14 protein-coding genes are annotated in these 17,044 nt (G+C 72.0%); 2 read left to right on the top strand and 12 right to left on the bottom strand.

The genetic code is table 11. The annotated features are described in order from the left end of the window. Positions 1–48 precede the first annotated feature (48 nt). From O7553_RS25065 to O7553_RS25120, 12 genes are all read right to left on the bottom strand, one after another. Positions 49–780: a hypothetical protein gene (locus tag O7553_RS25065; protein WP_281552058.1), complete on the bottom strand. Its 732-nt coding sequence runs from the start codon at positions 778–780 to the stop codon at positions 49–51. Further along, complete coding sequence (locus O7553_RS25070) at positions 780–1,142, bottom strand: hypothetical protein (RefSeq protein WP_281552059.1); 363 nt, start codon at positions 1,140–1,142, stop codon at positions 780–782. The genes O7553_RS25065 and O7553_RS25070 overlap by 1 nt, the downstream gene beginning before the upstream one ends. Before the next feature lies 1 nt (position 1,143). After that, positions 1,144–1,470 (bottom strand): YbaB/EbfC family nucleoid-associated protein, encoded by a 327-nt coding sequence (locus O7553_RS25075; RefSeq protein WP_281552060.1) that lies wholly within the window; start codon positions 1,468–1,470, stop codon positions 1,144–1,146. Between the two features lie 95 nt (positions 1,471–1,565). Continuing rightward, positions 1,566–2,786, bottom strand: a complete 1,221-nt coding sequence (locus tag O7553_RS25080) for a DNA polymerase III subunit delta' (protein WP_281552061.1) — start codon at positions 2,784–2,786, stop codon at positions 1,566–1,568. Continuing rightward, positions 2,783–4,816 (bottom strand): dTMP kinase, encoded by a 2,034-nt coding sequence (gene tmk / locus O7553_RS25085; RefSeq protein ID WP_348650144.1) that lies wholly within the window; start codon positions 4,814–4,816, stop codon positions 2,783–2,785. Before tmk ends, O7553_RS25080 begins: the two co-directional genes overlap by 4 nt. Before the next feature lie 202 nt (positions 4,817–5,018). After that, on the bottom strand, positions 5,019–5,612 hold the full coding sequence (locus O7553_RS25090; protein WP_281555744.1) for a TetR/AcrR family transcriptional regulator: 594 nt from the start codon (positions 5,610–5,612) through the stop codon (positions 5,019–5,021). A 295-nt stretch (positions 5,613–5,907) separates the two neighbouring features. After that, the gene (gene topA, locus O7553_RS25095) at positions 5,908–8,829 is read right to left on the bottom strand and encodes a type I DNA topoisomerase (protein WP_281552063.1); all 2,922 of its coding nucleotides are present in this window, start codon (positions 8,827–8,829) and stop codon (positions 5,908–5,910) included. A 355-nt stretch (positions 8,830–9,184) separates the two neighbouring features. After that, the gene (locus O7553_RS25100) at positions 9,185–9,910 is read right to left on the bottom strand and encodes a hypothetical protein (protein WP_281552064.1); all 726 of its coding nucleotides are present in this window, start codon (positions 9,908–9,910) and stop codon (positions 9,185–9,187) included. Beyond that, entirely contained in the window at positions 9,901–10,446 is a 546-nt protein-coding gene (locus O7553_RS25105) for a hypothetical protein (protein ID WP_281552065.1), read from the bottom strand. The genes O7553_RS25100 and O7553_RS25105 overlap by 10 nt, the downstream gene beginning before the upstream one ends. Before the next feature lie 114 nt (positions 10,447–10,560). Then, a complete protein-coding gene (locus O7553_RS25110; protein WP_281552066.1) occupies positions 10,561–12,954 on the bottom strand; it encodes a sodium-translocating pyrophosphatase in 2,394 nt (797 codons plus the stop codon). Positions 12,955–13,215: 261 nt separating this feature from the next. Further along, entirely contained in the window at positions 13,216–13,653 is a 438-nt protein-coding gene (locus O7553_RS25115) for an ATP-binding protein (protein WP_278173352.1), read from the bottom strand. Further along, positions 13,650–14,021, bottom strand: a complete 372-nt coding sequence (locus tag O7553_RS25120) for an STAS domain-containing protein (RefSeq protein ID WP_278173350.1) — start codon at positions 14,019–14,021, stop codon at positions 13,650–13,652. The genes O7553_RS25115 and O7553_RS25120 overlap by 4 nt, the downstream gene beginning before the upstream one ends. A 153-nt stretch (positions 14,022–14,174) precedes the next feature. On the opposite strand from O7553_RS25120, the gene O7553_RS25125 reads away from it, so the two are divergent. Together O7553_RS25125 and O7553_RS25130 are read left to right on the top strand one after the other, a co-directional pair. Further along, on the top strand, positions 14,175–16,670 hold the full coding sequence (locus tag O7553_RS25125) for a DEAD/DEAH box helicase (protein WP_348650035.1): 2,496 nt from the start codon (positions 14,175–14,177) through the stop codon (positions 16,668–16,670). A 100-nt stretch (positions 16,671–16,770) separates the two neighbouring features. Next, positions 16,771–16,983: a hypothetical protein gene (locus O7553_RS25130; RefSeq protein WP_281552068.1), complete on the top strand. Its 213-nt coding sequence runs from the start codon at positions 16,771–16,773 to the stop codon at positions 16,981–16,983. Positions 16,984–17,044: the final 61 nt, after the last annotated feature.

The raw sequence follows: 17,044 nt of genomic DNA on the forward strand, positions 1-17,044 counted from the left end.
TCGACCTTCCGGCATCGTGAAGGCAGCGGCGCCGTTGCCTGTTCCGGGTCAGTAGCGCAGCCGGATCGTCCCGTCTGATCTGGCACCCGGGCCGGCGACATCGGCAGGCCGGGACCCGCCGGCCGGCGTTAACCGGGGCCGCCACCGCTCCAGCAGGTCCTCGCCCCGCTCGGTGATCTCCAGGATCGCGGTCAGCACCGCCGCCGCGATCGTCGCGGCGGCGTCGGCCGCCACCGACCCTGATGGTCCGACCTGCCCAACCGCGGACCACCCTGGACCGGCGTCGGCGGCGGTCCGTACGGTGACCGCCTCGGCCGAGCCCAGCGCCTCGGCCAGCACTGCGGCCAGCCCGGTCCGGCTCAGCGCCGCCCAGCCGGCGACCGCCTCGGCGTACCCGGCGGTGGCCGTCAACCGCCCGGCCAGGCTGTCCGGGTCGGCAGCGCCACCGCCATCACCACCGCCGGTCAGCCGGGTGGCGAGGGTACGGCGTGCCGCGTCGTACGCCTGGGCCGCCGGTCCGGACCAGTCGAGCCGGCCGGCCAGCACATCGACCGCTTCGGCGTACCCGTCCAGTTGCGGGCGGAGCGCGGCGCCGGCGGCGGCCAGCGGCTCCGGGCGCACCGCGACGAACGCGGCCACCGCGTCACCGGGCAACGCCCGCACCTGGCGCAGCAGCGGCCAGACCGGATGCCCCGGCGGCGCGCCGTTGCCGACGAGCAGCGCGTCCACCCCGGCCAGCAGCTCCCGGGCCGGCCCGGCGACCCGGTCCAACACGTCCATCAGCTGCCCTCCGTCGGCTGCCGACGGCGGGACGTCACGTCGACGTCCCGGTACGCGCCGACCACGGACCGCAACCCGGCTGCGGTGTCAGCGAGCCGCCGGCCGGCGTCGTCCGCTTCAGCCGCCCGCTGCGCCACCGCGTCCCGCCACTGCCGGCCCAGCGCGGCGGTGAGCGAGCCCAACCGGCCGGCCGACGCCGCCTGCGGCCCGCCGTCGGCGGTGCCGGCCAGCCCGCCGACGGCGGCGTCGCGTAGCCCATGGTCGGCGGCGTCGCGCAGCCCGGTCAGCTGGCGCGCTGCGCCGGCCAGCTGGTCGGCGCAGCGCGTCAGCTCGGCGGCGATCAGCTGCGCGGTGGTGTCCATGTCAGACCTCCCGCAGCGACGGGTGGGCGCCGAACGTCTCGGCCCACAGTTTCTCGCGCGCCCAGCGGGCGGCGTCGGCGGCCGCCGCCACCGTGGACCGCACCGCGCCGGCCAGTTCGGTGTTGCTCCGGGTGTGCAGTGGACCGAGAATCCGCACGTCGGTCACGGTGCCGGCGGCGTTGACCACGATCTCGACGGACCCGTCCGGCGAGCGCACCGTCACCTCGACGGTGTGCACCGCCTTGTCGAACTCGACCTGCCGGGCCTCGATCTGGCGGTACCGCTCGACCGCGTTCTCGATCCACGCCTCGTCGATCTGCCGTACCACGGGGTCCTCACCATCGTCGGCAAGCGGGCACAGATCGTCTGCACCCTACGTACGGATGGGGCTGCGCTACGGCACCGAACCGTACCGGCAGTGACCTAACCACGCCAGAGGCTGAGCATCATCGCTTCGACGGCGATCCGTGGCTTGACGTTGCCGGTGATCGCTTCTCGGCAGCTCAGCACTGCTTCCAGCCGGCGCAGCGCCGACTCCGCTGTCCACTTTTCGGCAGCTGCGCCGGTGAGCCCGGCGACGTCGGTGTGCACCGGGGCCACCGGGGCCCGCAGCGCGGAAACCAGGACGTCCCGGTAGAAGCCGGCCAGATCGACCAGCGCCCGGTCCAACGCGTCCCGCTGCGCCCGGGTGGCCCGGGACTTCTGCCGCCGTTCCAGCTCCTTGATCTGCCCGGCGGTCCCCCGGGCCGCGCCGGCGGCGCCGCGTCCGGTGCCGCCGGCACCCAGCGCGGTCTGCAGCGCCGTACGCTCCGCCGCGTCGATCTCGGCGACCGCCGCCTCGGCCTCTGCCTCGGCGGCGGCGATCAACGCCGACGCGGCGTCGAAGCAGGCTCCGACCGTGGTCAGCCGGCGCGGCACCGCCAGAACGGCGTCCCGGCGCTCCCGCGCCTGCGGGTCCTGGGCCAGCCGCCGGGCCCGGCCGACGTGCCCCTGCGCGGCCGCCGCCGCCCAGACGGCGGTCTCGGCCGGTACGCCGTCCCGCCCGGCCAGCACCTGGGCGACCGCCTCGGCCGGCGGCTGCCGCAGGCTGACCACCCGGCAGCGGGACCGGATGGTGACCGAGATGTCGTCCGGATGGGTGGACGGCGTGCAGAGCAGGAACACCGTCCTGGGCGGCGGTTCCTCGATCGCCTTGAGCAGCGCGTTGCCGGCCGCCTCGGTGAGCCGGTCGGCGTCCTCGATCACCAGTACCTGCCAGCGTCCGCCCGACGGGGTGCTGGCCGCCCGCAGCACCAGCGCGCGCATCTCGCCGACGCTGATCGACAGGCCGTCCGGCACGACGAACCGGACGTCGGCGTGCGTACCGGCCCGGGTGGTGTGGCAGCCGGCGCACCGGCCGCAGCCCTGTCCGTACACACACTGCAGCGCGGCGGCCAGCGCGCGGGCGGCCACCGACCGCCCGGAGCCGGGCGGCCCGGTGAAGATCCAGGCGTGGGTCATCGCTCCGGCCGACAGCGGCGGGTCACCGTCACCGGCGGCGAGCAGTTCGCCGGCTGCCGCTGCGGCCCGGCGCAGGGTCTGCACCGCCTCGTCCTGGCCGACCAGGTCGGCGAAAACGTCGGTGGGCACGGTCGCGGTCGTCATGTCCGCCGCCCCGCTTCGGTGGCGGCCTTCGGCTCGGCGTCGGCTGTCGGCTCGGCGGGCGCCGCTGGGTCGGCCCGGCCGGTCAGCACCTCGACCCGGTCGAGCACCGCGCCGCGTACCTCGTCGACGCCCCGGGTGGCGTCCAGCACCAGGTAGCGTTTCGGGTCGGCGGCGGCCAGGTCGAGGAACGCGTACCGGACCCGTTCGTGGAACGCCAGCGACTCGCTCTCCAACCGGTCGGCGCCGGTCCCGCGCCGCTGCACCCGGTCCAGGCCGGCCAGCGGCTCGATGTCCAGCAGCACGACCAGGTCGGGTTTGAGGCCGCCAGTGGCCCAGGAGGAGAGCCAGGAGACCTCGTCGACCGGCAAGGTCCGTCCGGCACCCTGGTACGCCAGCGACGAGTCGACGTAGCGGTCGCTGACCACCACCGCGCCCCGGGCCAGCGCCGGCCGGACCACGGTCGCCACGTGGTGGGCCCGGTCGGCGGCGTACAGCAGGGCCTCCGCGCGGGGCGACGGCGCGTCCGGTCCGCCGTCGAGCACCAGCCGGCGGATCTTCTCGCCGAGGCCGCTGGCCCCCGGTTCGCGGGTCACCACCACCTCCCGGCCGCGCTCGCGCAGCGCCTGTGCCAACGCCGTCACCTGTGTCGACTTGCCGGCGCCCTCGCCGCCTTCGAAGACGACGAAGACCCCGTTCGCGGTGAACGGCTCCGCCGACGTCAACGGCCGCCCCCGGATCGACCCCCACAGGTCGGCCAGGACCGGAACGCCCGGTTTATCGTCCATCTGGCGGAAGGCGCTGAGCCCGGCGAAGATGCCGAACACCCCGGCGAGCAGCAGCAGCAACCGGGTCGAGGAGAACGAGACGCCCAGGTTGGCGATCTGCAGCTGGCGGGAGCCGCCCACGCCGACCAGCACGCTGCTGACCGAGATGGCCAGCATCAGCACCACCCGGGTGCCGGTCTGCACCACGGCGAAGACCCGGCCCCGGACGTCGTCGGCGATCTCCCCGCCAAGCAGGGTGATCCCGGCCAGGAAGGCCATCCCGGCCGCCGCTCCGACCAGCACCGCGCCGAGGATGGCCATGGACAGATGGATGGACAGAGCGAGGATCAGCACCGAGCCGCTGGCCAGCACGATGCTGAGCCCGAACCAGCGCCGCCGGGACAGGTCGCGCACCACCGTCGGGCCCAGCCCGATCCCGGCGCCCAGACCGACGAAGATCGCCGCGAAGAGCAGGTAGAACGCGGCGTCACCGGCGCTCAGCGAGGCGGTGAAGAATTTCGCGGTGCCGATCACGATGCCGCCACCGGCGAACGCGCCGAAGATGCCCAGCACCAGGCCGCGGACCAGCGGGGTCTGGCCGATGAACCGCCATCCCTCGACGAACTGCCGGATAAGGCTCTGATCGGCGTGCCCGGCGGCGCCGGCCCGCCCGCTGATCTCCTTGATGCCGTAGAAGACCACGATCGCGGTGGCCAGTCGGGAGGCGGCGTTGAAGAACAGCGCCAGCTGCGCCGGCTCCGCCCAGGATGGCAGATCGGTCACCGTCGCCGCTCGGACGGCGGCGTCGAGGACGGCCAGGCTGATCGCGGCGAGCACCGGGGTGAGCCCGTACGTGGCGATCAGGGTGAGCTGGTTGGCGATCTCCAGCCGGGCCTTCGGGATCAGGTTGGGGACCGCCGCTTCCTTCGCCGGGATCCAGATCAACGTGATCGTCTCGATCAGGAAGATCGCGATCGCAGCCCAGGCCACCGTGAGGGCGCCGCTGGCGCCGAACATCGGCAGCAGCGGGATGGAGGCGAACAGCACGAACCGGAGCAGGTCGCAGATGACCATCGTGTAGCGCCGGTCGAACCGGTCGGCGAGCACCCCGGCGACCGGGCCGAGGACCAACGCCGGCAGCAGCCGTACGGCGATGACACCGCCGAACGCCGCGCCCTGGGCCGCGCCGCCGGAAACCTGCCCGGCCGCGAAGATCGAGGTGGCGAGCAGGCCCAGCCAGTCGCTGAACGAGGCGACCCCGAGCACGATCCACAGCCGCCGGAACGGACGGATGCGCAACACCGAACGCAGCGCTGGCAGGCCGGACAAATCGACCGAAGCGGCAGTCTGGTCGGCCGGTGGCGTGTCGGACGTACCACCGCGCTGCTGACTGCTGGCGTTGTCGTCGATGACCGTTCCTCCCCGTCGGCCCGGCGGCGGGGCCCCGGTGACACTCTAATCCCGGCGCTCACCCGGGTCGGTCACGGTCGCGGGCACCGTCGCCGGTTGCGGCGGGGTCGACGTGGCGGTGCAGGTACTCGCGGATCAGTGCCTTCGCTTCGCGCAGTACGCTGTCGTCGCCCTCGGCGGTGCGCCGGAACGCCAGTTTGATCAGCGCGTCGGCGGCCTCCACCGCGATCTGCAGCGCGAACCGCAGCCGGGGTTCGTCCGGGATGCCGAAGCGACCCACCAGGACCCTGGACAGCTCACTGGCGATCACCGCGTTGTTGTCCCGGCTCTCGTCCAGCAGCCGCACGTCGACCACGTCGCCGAAGTGCAGGGTGCGGAATCCGGGCACCGTACGGTGCATGCAGATGTACTCGTCGATGCCGGCGGCGACGCCGTCCCACCAGTGGTCGAACTCGCCGCCGGTGACCCGTTCGTTGAGCCGCTGCACGTACGCGTCGATGTTGCGCAGCGTCAGCGCCTGCACGATCGCCCGCTTGTCCGGGAAGAACTGATAGACGGAACCGATGGCCACCTCGGCTCGTTCGGCGAGCAGGGTCGTCGTCAGACCCTCGTAGCCAACCTCGTCCACGATCTCGGCGCACGCGTCGAGCATGCGCTGGACCCGGGCGAGACTGCGCCCCTGGACCGGCACCCGCCGCAGCGGGCCACTGGTGACGGCTGGTGGTGTCGACACTCGTCCCACTCCTTCCGAGAAAGATCCCCCGCGCGTCGGAACCACCGTCGGCAGCAGTGAGATCAAAAACGTTACTCGGATTAACGAGCGAAACGGATATCGGTATTCACCTGTCCCACATCATCCTGACCATGAAGATCATTTACGAAGATCATTCATAGCGATCCCGGCCGGCGGCAGGCCACCGCCGGCCGGAAGTGCGGTCAGGAGAGCGTCAAGAGTCGTCGGACTGGTCGGCGGCCCGGCTGGCAGTCGCCTTCTTCGGCGCTGCCTTCTTGACCGCGGTCTTCTTCGCGCTGGTCGCCTTGGTACCGGTCGCCTTGGTACCGGTCTTCTTCGCGCCGGCGGTCTTGGCGGTGGTCTTCTTCGCCGGCGCCTTCTTCGCCGCCTTCTTACGCGGCGCTGGGCCCTTCGCCCGCTTTTCGGCCAACATCTCCGACGCCTGCTCGATCGTCAACGACTCGGGCGTCTGACCACGCCGCAGCGAAGCGTTGCTCTCGCCGTCGGTCACGTACGGTCCGAACCGGCCATCCTTGATCACCAGTGGGCGCTCGGTGAGCGGATCCGCGCCCATCTCCCGCAACGGTGGCGCGGCGGCCCGCCGCTGCCGGGTCTTCGGCGCGGCGAGCAACGCCAGCGCCTCGTCCAGCGAGACGGTGAACAACTGTTCCTCGGACTCCAGGGACCGGAACTCGTCGCCCTTCTTGACGTACGGGCCGTACCGGCCGGCGGCGGCGAGCACCTCGGCGCCGTCCGGTGCCACCCCGACCACCCGGGGCAGCGACAGCAGCCGCAGCGCCTCGGCGATGCTCAGCGTCTCCGGCGACTGGGACCGCAGCAACGAGGAGCGGCGCTCGCCACTGGCGACGTACGGGCCGAACCGGCCGGACTTGAGCACGATCGGCTCGCCGGTCTCCGGATGTTCGCCGAGCTTGCGCTCGCCGCCACCGCCGAGGAACAGTTCGTTGATCTTCTCTGGGGTCAGCTCGTCCGGCGCGATCCCCTCCGGCAGCGAGACGCGGTCCCCGCCGGCTCCGGCTGCCGCGCCCTCCGCCTCGTCACCGCCGCCGGCCACCGGCTCGGCACCGCCGGCATCGCCCGCCGCGCCGGCACCGTTCGACCCGGCCGCCGCGTGGTCGACACCCTCCGCGCCCGGCAGGAACCGCTGCAGGTACGGACCGTAGCGGCCGACCCGCACGACGACCTGACGACCCTCGTCGTCGGCACCGAGCGGGATCGAGTTGACGCTGCGGGCGTCGATCTCGGCGAGCTTCTCGGTGACCAGCCGTTTCAAACCACCGGAGCGGGCGACCGACTCGTCTCCGGCGGTGTCGCTGCCGAAGTAGAACGAGGTGAGGAAGTCCACCGCCTGGTGGTCGCCGGACGCGATCTCGTCCAACTCGTTCTCCATGCTGGCGGTGAAGTTGTAGTCGACCAGCCGCGGATAGTGCCGCTCCAGCAACCCGATCACCGCGAAGGCCAGGAACGACGGGATCAGCGCCTGGCCGCGTTTGGCCACGTACCCCCGGTCCTGGATCGTCTGCATGATCGACGCGTAGGTGGACGGCCGCCCGATGCCCAACTCCTCCAACGCCTTGACCAGGGAGGCCTCGGTGTAGCGGGCCGGCGGCTGAGTGCTGTGCCCGACCGCCGCCAGCTCCCGCGCGGTGAGTGGCTGATCCTTGACCAGGTTCGGCAGGCGGCGCTCGGCGTCCTCCGCCTCGGCCGACTCGTCGTCAGAGGACTCGACGTAGGCGCGCAGAAAGCCCGGGTCGGTGATCGTCTTGCCGGTCGCACCGAAGTCGCATTCCTCGCCGGCGGTCGAAACGGCCCGGATCCGCACCGACACGCTGGAACCCACCGCGTCGGTCATCTGGGACGCGATGGTCCGCCGCCAGATCAGCTCGTAGAGCTTGAACTCCTCGGCGGACAGTTCGTTGGCCAGCTCCCCGGGGGTGCGGAAGTGGTCACCGGCGGGGCGGATGGCCTCGTGCGCCTCCTGGGCGTTCTTGACCTTGCCGGTGTACCGGCGCGGCTCCGGCGGGACGAAACGGTCGCCGTACAGCTCGGCGACCTGGCTGCGGGCGGCGGCGATCGCCGTTTCCGACAGGTTGACCGAGTCGGTCCGCATGTAGGTGATGTAGCCGTTCTCGTACAGCCGCTGCGCGGTGCGCATCGTCTGCTGCGACGAGAACCGCATCTTACGGGCCGCCTCCTGCTGCAGTGTGGAGGTGATGAACGGGGCGTACGGCCGGCGGCGGTACGGCTTCTCCTCGACCCGGGTGACGGTGAACGGCCGACCGTCGAGCCGGGCTGCCAGGCCCCGCGCCCCGTCGCCGTCGAGGTGCACCACCGACGCCTCCGGCCGGACCCGTCCGGTGGTCGGCTCGAAGTCCTTGCCGGTCGCGATCCGGTCGCCGCCGAGCGCGATCAGGGTGGCGGTGAACGAGCGGGGCCCGTCGGCTGCGGCCGCCGGCTGGCCGGTCACCGCCAGGGTGGCCTGGATGTCCCAGTAGTCGGCGGTACGGAACGCCATCCGCTGCCGCTCGCGCTCCACCACGATCCGGGTGGCCACCGACTGCACCCGGCCGGCGGACAGCCGGGGCATCACCTTCTTCCACAGCACCGGCGAGACCTCGTAGCCGTACAGCCGGTCCAGGATCCGCCGCGCCTCCTGGGCGTCGACCAGGTTGCGGTCGATCTCCCGCGGGTTGGCCACCGCGGCCTGGATGGCGGCCCGGGTGATCTCGTGGAAGACCATCCGACGCACCGGCACCTTGGGCTTGAGGGTCTCCACCAGATGCCAGGCGATCGCTTCGCCCTCACGGTCCTCGTCCGTGGCGAGCAGGACCTCGTCGACCTCCTTGGCCAGCTTGGTCAGTTTGGCGATCTGCTGCTTACGGTCGGCCGAGACGACGTACAGCGCGGAGAAGCCGTTGTCGACGTCGACGCCGAGCCGGGCCCACGGCTCCTTCTTGTAGCGGGCCGGCACGTCGGCGGCGTTGCGGGGCAGGTCCCGGACATGCCCGAGGCTCGCCTCGACGACGTACCCCGGGCCCAGGTAGCCCGAGATCGTCTTGGCCTTCGCCGGCGATTCGACGATGACCAGACGACTGGTTGAGGTGTTGCTCGGCACGTCTCTCCTGACCTCGACCCCACTCGGACCGCCCGGCGACAGGCGGCGGCCCGGATCGACCGGCGCCCGCCACGACGAGCGGGCGGGCGACGGTCACGATGTCCAACGTAACGCGAACCCGGGGCCGGTGGAGCACACGCACCCAAGCCTTCGGCCCGATTTGCGTTGGTCGTCCGGTTGGTTCACCACAGCCGGCCGGCAGCCCACCCGATGCCGACCCAGCTCGTTCCTACCGCACCAACGGCGACACGGTACACCCACCAACCGGCGTGACGTGGCGCACCGCACCGCAGCCGCCGGTGGCGTCGGTCGATGTCCCGGCTGTTCTGTCAGCGATCAGACAGCGATCGTGTCATCACGCCCAGCCGTCCTCGGGGGCGGCGGGGGGCCGGTCGCCGAGCAGCTCGGCCAGTCTCGTCAGCCGGCGTCGGCCCACGATCCGGTACGCCGGACCACCGGACCGGGCATCGAGCAGCACCGCCGGCAGCCCGATCGCGGCGAGCGCGGCACCCACCTGGGGCCAGTTGTCTGAATCCGATTCGGCCAGCCGCAACCGGTAGCCGAGCGGGTCCCTGGCACCGGCCGCCGCCGCCCACAGCCGCAGCCGCTGACCGGCCAGGTGGAAACCGGTCGGCGGCCGCTTGACCAGGCGGTCGTCCTCGCCACGCACCGGCCCCGCCTCCGGTTGGTCGGCGTCCGGTTGGTCGGCCTCCAGTTGGTTGGTGTCCAACTGGTCGGCGTCCGGTCCGTCTGGCATCGGCGGATGCAGCCAGGCCGCGCCGAGCCGGGCCAGCACCGCCGTATACGCCGTCCGCACCGTCAGCCGGCCGTCCGGCAGCTGACGCCAACTCGGCGCCAGCCCGCGCCGACGGAACTCGGCAACCAGCACGTGCACCCGCCAGGCCGGCTCGACGTCCACCGACACCCGTACGGTGCCGCCCATCCGGGTGATCCGCCCCGGACCGGCGAGCAGACCCGCCAGGTCGCCCGGCGTCGGATCCGCCGCCGCCACGCCGAACAGCGACAACTGCCGGGGCGTCAGGGCACCGGCGGAGGAGTCGGTCGGCGGCGTCAGCGACACTCCGGGACCTCGTCGAAGGCCCGGTTGAGCTCCGCGGAATCCAGTGAGCTGGTGTCCAGCGCGCTGCGCTGGTAGTCGTCGGTGAGGGTGGCGAGCACCGCCTCGACCTCGTCGTAGAAGCTGTCCGCCGGTCCGGTTGCGTCCAGCCCGGCGATGCCCTCCTCGGCCTTGCCGTACGCGTCGCGCACCGCGCCGAGCGAGCCTGCGAACCCGCTGGCCACCTGCTCACCCTGGTCCGCGTCGGGCACCCCGGCCTCCACCACCCGGACCCGGGCGGTCTCGGTCGCGGCGGCCGCGCCGGACAGCAGCCGGACCAAATTCTCCTGCGCCTGCGCCGGGGTCGTCTGCGCGGTCATCTGCTGCTGGGTGCTGCTGGTCAGATTGCTGATCTCGGCCCGCCACGGGCGCAGCGCGGTGCACACCTCGGCCGCCCAGACGACCGGGCTGGGTCCTCCACCGCAGCCCGACAGCGTCAACGCCACGGCAGTGAGCAGCACTGCGATCCGGGCAGTGGACACCACGCGGCGCGCTCCCATGCTGTGCAGCGTACGCACCGGTGACGACAGCCGTACGGCCCGCCACCGGTCGGCGGTACGTCGAAGCCGGTGGCTCCACCCGGTCCACAGGGATCGGGCGGAGCCACCGGTCGGTCAGACGCTCACCCGCTCCGATTCGGACCCGGCGCTGCCGCCACCGGCCGGACCACCGTCGACGTCCTCCCCCATCGCCATCGGCTTGCGCTTGGTGAACACCACGGCGGCCACCACGACCAGGGTCGCCAGCACCGCGATGGCGATGCGCAGCGGGTCGTTCTGGTCGGTGCCCACGCCCCACATGATCACCGCGGGGGCGATCAGCAGGGCCACCAGGTTCATCACCTTGAGCAGCGGGTTGATCGCCGGGCCGGCGGTGTCCTTGAACGGGTCGCCGACGGTGTCGCCGATGACCGTGGCGGCGTGCGCCTCGGAACCCTTGCCGCCGTGTGCGCCGTCCTCCACCAGCTTCTTGGCGTTGTCCCAGGCGCCGCCGGAGTTGGCCAGGAAGACCGCCATCAGCACACCGGTGCCGATCGCGCCGGCCAGGTACGCGGCGAGCGCACCGGCGCCGAGGCCGAAGCCGACCGCGATCGGCGCCAGCACCGCCAGCAGACCCGGGGTGAGCAGTTCCCGCTGGGCGTCGCGGGTGCAGATGTCGACCACCTTGCCGTACTCCGGCCGTTGGGTCCGTTCCATGATGCCGGGGTTGTCGCGGAACTGGCGGCGGACCTCCAGCACGACGGCGCCGGCCGAGCGGGACACCGCGTTGATGGCCAGCCCGGAGAAGAGGAAGACCACCGCGGCACCGATGATCAGACCGACCAGGTTGCCCGGGTTCGCGACGTTGAGCGAGTCGGCCAGGTAGCCGGGCACGTCGTCGATCCCGGCGTCGTTCAGCGCGATGCTGACCGTGTCGGTGTAGGAGCCGAACAGCGCCGTCGCGGCGAGCACGGCGGTGGCGATCGCGATGCCCTTGGTGATCGCCTTCGTGGTGTTGCCGACCGCGTCCAGCTCGGTGAGGGTACGGGCACCGGCCTCGTCGATGTCACCGGACATCTCGGCGATGCCCTGCGCGTTGTCGGAGATCGGGCCGAAGGTGTCCATCGCCACGATCACGCCGACCGTGGTGAGCAGGCCGGTGCCGGCCAGCGCCACGGCGAACAGCGACAGGGTGATGGAGCCGCCACCAAGCAGGTACGCCCCGAACACTCCCGCGCCGACCAGCAGCGCCGAGTAGACCGCCGACTCCAGGCCGACGCTGATGCCAGCCAGGATGACAGTCGCCGCGCCGGTCTGCGAGCTCTTGCCGATGTCCTGCACCGGGCGGCGGTGCACCTCGGTGAAGTAGCCGGTGAGCAGCTGGATCGCGGCGGCCAGCACGATGCCGATGAACACCGCGCCGATGGCCAGACCGGCCGGGGACAGCGGCAGGTCGGCGCCCTCGTCGACGCCGAGCTGCGTACGCCAGTCGTCGCCGAGCAGCTCCGTCCAGCTGCTCTGCAGGTAGAAGAAGGCGGCGACGGCGACCAGCACAGCGGCCAGCACAGCCGAGGTGAAGAACGCCCGGTTGATCGCCACCATGCCGTTACGGTCCGACGGACGCAGTCGGGTGATCAGTACGCCGAACAGCGCGATCACCGCACCGATGGTGGAGACGATCAGCGGGAAGACCAGGCCTTCCTCGCCGAACGCGGCCCGGCCCAGAATCAGCGCGGCGACCAGGGTCACCGCGTACGACTCGAACAGGTCGGCGGCCATGCCGGCGCAGTCACCGACGTTGTCGCCCACGTTGTCGGCGATGGTCGCCGGGTTACGGGCGTCGTCCTCCGGGATGCCCTGCTCGACCTTGCCGACCAGGTCGGCACCGACGTCGGCGGCCTTGGTGAAGATGCCGCCGCCGACCCGCATGAACATGGCCAGCAGGGCCGCGCCGAAGCCGAAGCCCTCCAGCACGGTCGGTGCGTCGACCCGGTAGAGGACGACCACCAGGGCCGCGCCGAACAGGCCGAGGCCCACCGTGAGGAAGCCGACCACGCCGCCGGTCCGGAAGGCGATCTTCATCGCGTTCTCCCGGCCACCGGCGCCGGTGCCGGCCGCCGCGGCGACCCGCAGGTTCGCCCGGGTGGCCAGCGCCATCCCGGCGCCGCCGATGAACGCGCTGAACACCGCGCCCACCACGAAGAAGACGGATCGACCGACCTTCACCATCGTCTCGCTGCCCTGTGTCTCGTGCACAGGGAGCAGGAAGAGCAGTATGACGGCGAGTACGACGAACACGCCGAGGGTCTTGAACTGGCGGAACAGGTACGCCGACGCGCCTTCCTGCACAGCGCCGGCGATCTCCTGCATGTTCGTGGTGCCCTTACCGGTCGCCAGTACCGCCCGTACCAGGGCGGCGGCGAAACCCAGCGCCACCAGCGCGATGACCGCGGCGATGACGACGTACGTCAGGTGTGTGCCGGTAAGGGACAGCCCGCCGCCTTCGGCGGCCAAGGTGGTCCCGGACATCAGTGTCCTCCTGTACCGAACGCTCGCCCCGGTCGGTGGACGAACCGGCGGGGCGACTCCACGCGGGGAGCAACGAGGTCTGCTGGCACCCACAGGTTTGTGGGGCCAGGACAGTTGGTGATAACCCGCGTACTCTAGCCGGACCGGGTAAGGCAGGTCACACCGTCCACCCACCGAGTTGTGGATCATTCCTGCAGGCGGAACGGACAGTTGTGACGACGGAGGTTGATCTTCAGCTGGTAGGCCGGGCCGACGGGGGTCTCACCGGCCGACCGGCCAGACCATCCGCACCTCGGTTCCGACGCCCTCGTCGACCGGCCGCACCTGGAGGTCCTCGACGAAACCGGCCAGCAGGGCGAAACCGACACCGACCGTCAGTGCCTCGTCGGTCAACGACTCGTCGGCCAACTCGTCGGGCGGCAGGGCGCTCAGGCCGAGCCCGGCTTCGATCGGGGCACGGTCGATCACCCGTACGGTGTAGGTCTCCTCATCGGACATCTCCACCTGAACCAGGTCGGCCAGCCCGTACTGGCGGTGCAGGGCGACGGCCCGGGTGCAGGCCTCACCGATCGCCAGCCGGACCTCGTCGAGCAGTTCCTCGGCCACTCCGGCCCGGCGGGCGACAGCGACGCCGACCAGGCGGGCGGTGCGCACGTGCACCGGCGCCGGGGAGAACGAGAGGCGAACGGTGGCCATCACGCCGTCGGCGCTGCGCCAGCTGAGCCATCCGGTTCTCCACCGGTGGCGGCCTGTACGGTCGGGAAGATCGGGAAGACCTGGTCCAGCGCGGTGATCCGGAAGATCTTCAACAGGGACTCCTTGTCGCAGACCAGCCCGAAGGTGCCGCCGGCCGGGCGGAGTCGCTTCAGCGCGCCGACCAGCACGCCGAGCCCGGTGGAGTCGAGAAAGTCGACCCGGTGCAGATCAACGACGATCTTGTGGTTGCCGGCGTCGATCAGCTCGAGCAACCGCTCCCGCAGCCGGGGAGCTGTATAGACGTCCACTTCGCCGCCGACCTCCAGCACCGTGTACTCGCCAACGGTGCGAGTCGACAGCGACAGCTCCATCGGTCCCCTCCTTGGCTGCGATGCACGCCTATGGCATCTAACCACCGCACGGCGCGGTTGCGCCGCGCGACTCCGCACGGTCGATGATCTCCCTGCATCCCACAGACCTACCCCGGGATGCCGACGTCGGCACCCCGGTGCGAGAGTGCAGACGTGACCTCACCCGCCACCGTAACGCCCGGACCGGGTCCGGACCCGGCGGGGTTGCTGCGTCGGTGGGGCGCCGCCGGCGAACTGCCGCGTCAGACCGGCGCCGCGCCGAAGCAGCCGACTGCGGCGGCTCCGTACCCGGTCGCAGGGGCGGACCCGGCTCCGTACCCGGCTGCGGTCACCCACGTCGAGCGGTTGCCGGTGCGGCCCGGTGCCACCGCACCGTGGCCCGACTGGGTGCCCGCCGAACTGCGGGACGTGTTGACCGCGCGCGGGGTTCGGCAGCCCTGGCGGCACCAGGCGTACGCGGCCGAACTGGCCCATTCCGGCCGGCACGTCATCGTCGCCACCGGCACCGGCTCGGGCAAGTCGCTGGCGTATCTGCTGCCGGCGTTGGCGAGTCTGCTGGCCGATCCTCGGGCCACTGTGCTGTACCTGGCCCCGACGAAGGCTCTCGCCGCCGACCAGTTGCGCGCCGTCGCCGATCTGGGACTCGACGGGGTACGGCCAGCCTGCTACGACGGCGACACCCCGCAGCCGGAGCGGGCCTGGATCCGACAGCATGCCCGCTTTGTGCTGACAAATCCAGACATGCTGCATCGAGGCATCTTGCCCCGGCACGGAGCCTGGTCGAACTTCCTCCGCCGGCTGACCTACGTCATCGTCGACGAGTGCCACAGCTACCGGGGCGTGTTCGGCTCGCACGTGGCCCACGTACTGCGTCGACTGCGTCGCCAGACCGAGCGGTACCAGCGGGTCCGGCCCGGCGCCGGGTCCGGCGGCCGGCCCACCCTCGGGCCCGGAGCCCGACCCGGCACCGGGTCCGGCACGCCGGTGTTCATCCTGGCCTCGGCGACCTCGGGAGAGCCGGCGCGGGCGGGCAGCCAGCTGACCGGGCTGCCGGTGGAGCCGGTCACCGAGGACAGCGCGCCGCGCGGAGCGGTGACCTTCGCGTTGTGGGAGCCGCCACTGCTGCCCGGTGCCCGCGCCGACACCGACGACCTCACCCCGGTACGGCGGTCGGCGCTGCGCGAAAGCGCCGACCTGCTCGCCGACGCGGTCGCCGCCGGGGTACGCACGCTCGCGTTCGTCCGGTCCCGGCGCGGGGCGGAGGTGGTGGCCAGCAGCGCGCGCCGGGCGCTGGACGAGGTAGCACCCGGGCTCGGCAACCGGGTGGCGGCGTACCGGGCCGGTTTCCTGGCCGAGGAGCGACGGGCGTTGGAGCGCGCGCTCACCACCGGTGAACTGCTCGGGCTGGCCTCGACGAACGCACTCGAGCTCGGGGTGGACCTGGTCGGTCTGGACGCGGTGCTGATCTGCGGATATCCCGGCACCCGGGCGTCGCTGTGGCAGCAGGCGGGGCGGGCCGGACGCGCCGGACGCGAGGCGCTGGCGGTGCTGATCGCCCGGGACGACCCGCTCGACACCTACCTGGTGCACCACCCGGAGGCGGTCTTCGGCCGGCCGGTGGAGGCGACGGTGATCGACCCGACCAACCCGTACGTGCTCGGGCCGCAGCTGTGCTGCGCTGCCGCAGAGGGTGCGCTGACCTCGGCCGACGTCGAACTGTTCGGTGGCGCGTCGGTCAAGCAGACGCTGGACGACCTGGTCGCCGCCGGGCTGCTGCGGCGACGCCCCACCGGCTGGTACTGGACCGCCGCCGGCCGGCCCGAGGTCGACCTGCGTGGCGAGGGCGGCACCCCGGTCGACGTCGTGGAGACGTCGACCGGTCGACTGCTCGGCACAGTCGATCCCGGCTCGTCGCACTTCCTCATCCATCCAGGCGCGGTCTACCTGCACCAGGGCGTGTCGTACGTGGTCGACGACCTCGATCTGGACGGGGCGTGCGCGCTGGTGCACGCCGAGGAGCCGGACTGGTCCACCCACGCCCGGGAGGTCACCTCGCTGTCGGTGGCGGCGGTACGCGAGTACCGCGACGCCGGCCCGGTCGGACTGTTCGTCGGCGACGTCGACGTGACCAGCCAGGTCGTCTCCTACCAGCGGCGCCGGATCGGGTCGGGTGAGGTGCTGGACACCCGGCCACTGGACCTGCCGGCCCGACAGTTGCGCACCGTCGCCGTGTGGTTCACCGTTTCGCCGGCCGCGCTCGCCGCCGCCGGGGTCGAGCCGGCGGACGTGCCCGGCGCGCTGCACGCCGCCGAGCACGCGGCGATCGGCCTGCTGCCGTTGATCGCGACCTGCGACCGGTGGGACATCGGCGGACTCTCCACCGCCGCGCACGCCGACACCGAGGCGCCGACCGTGTTCGTCTACGACGGCCACCCCGGGGGAGCCGGGTTCGCCGAACGTGCCTACCAGGCGGCCCGGACCTGGCTGGGAGCCACCCGCGACCTGATCGCCGCGTGTGGCTGCGAGACCGGCTGCCCGTCCTGCGTGCAGTCGCCGAAGTGCGGCAACGGCAACAACCCGCTGGGCAAGGCCGACGCGGTCCGGGTGCTCGATGTGGTGCTGGCCAGCCTGCCGGAAAGTGCTGACTGATCCGGCACCGGACCATGTGCGATCTACTGGCATAAATTTCTCCTGATCTGGATAGATTAGACGTGGGAGCGCTTCCAGAACGCCACCGGAGGAGAACGCCGTGGCCGACACCGTGGCCGACACCGTCGAACTGCTCTACTCGATCGACCCGCAGAACCTCACCGTCGACCAGCAGATCGCCCTGGCCCAGGCGTACGCGGCCCTGGCCCAGGCGGAACGCCTCGAACTGATCCAGCAGCGGCTCTACAACATCCACCAGGTGATATCCCGCTGGGCCATGCACGCCTCCACCGCCGACGGCCCGACCCGCTGACCAGGGGTCGGCCCGCGCGTCGGCGCCCTCCCACGGGTCGGCCCGCAGCGGACCGGCCCGG

Source organism: Solwaraspora sp. WMMA2059 (assembly GCF_027497315.1).
Classification (GTDB): domain Bacteria; phylum Actinomycetota; class Actinomycetes; order Mycobacteriales; family Micromonosporaceae; genus Micromonospora_E.

What these genes read in the sequence shown, in the direction of transcription:
- O7553_RS25065 (WP_281552058.1), bottom strand. Translation starts at nt 780, where the DNA reads ATGGACGTGTTGGACCGGGTCGCCGGGCCGGCCCGGGAGCTGCTGGCC.
- O7553_RS25080 (WP_281552061.1), bottom strand. Translation starts at nt 2,786, where the DNA reads ATGACGACCGCGACCGTGCCCACCGACGTTTTCGCCGACCTGGTCGGC.
- O7553_RS25070 (WP_281552059.1), bottom strand. Translation starts at nt 1,142, where the DNA reads ATGGACACCACCGCGCAGCTGATCGCCGCCGAGCTGACGCGCTGCGCC.
- O7553_RS25105 (WP_281552065.1), bottom strand. Translation starts at nt 10,446, where the DNA reads ATGGGAGCGCGCCGCGTGGTGTCCACTGCCCGGATCGCAGTGCTGCTC.
- O7553_RS25090 (WP_281555744.1), bottom strand. Translation starts at nt 5,612, where the DNA reads ATGCTCGACGCGTGCGCCGAGATCGTGGACGAGGTTGGCTACGAGGGT.
- O7553_RS25110 (WP_281552066.1), bottom strand. Translation starts at nt 12,954, where the DNA reads ATGTCCGGGACCACCTTGGCCGCCGAAGGCGGCGGGCTGTCCCTTACC.
- O7553_RS25120 (WP_278173350.1), bottom strand. Translation starts at nt 14,021, where the DNA reads ATGGAGCTGTCGCTGTCGACTCGCACCGTTGGCGAGTACACGGTGCTG.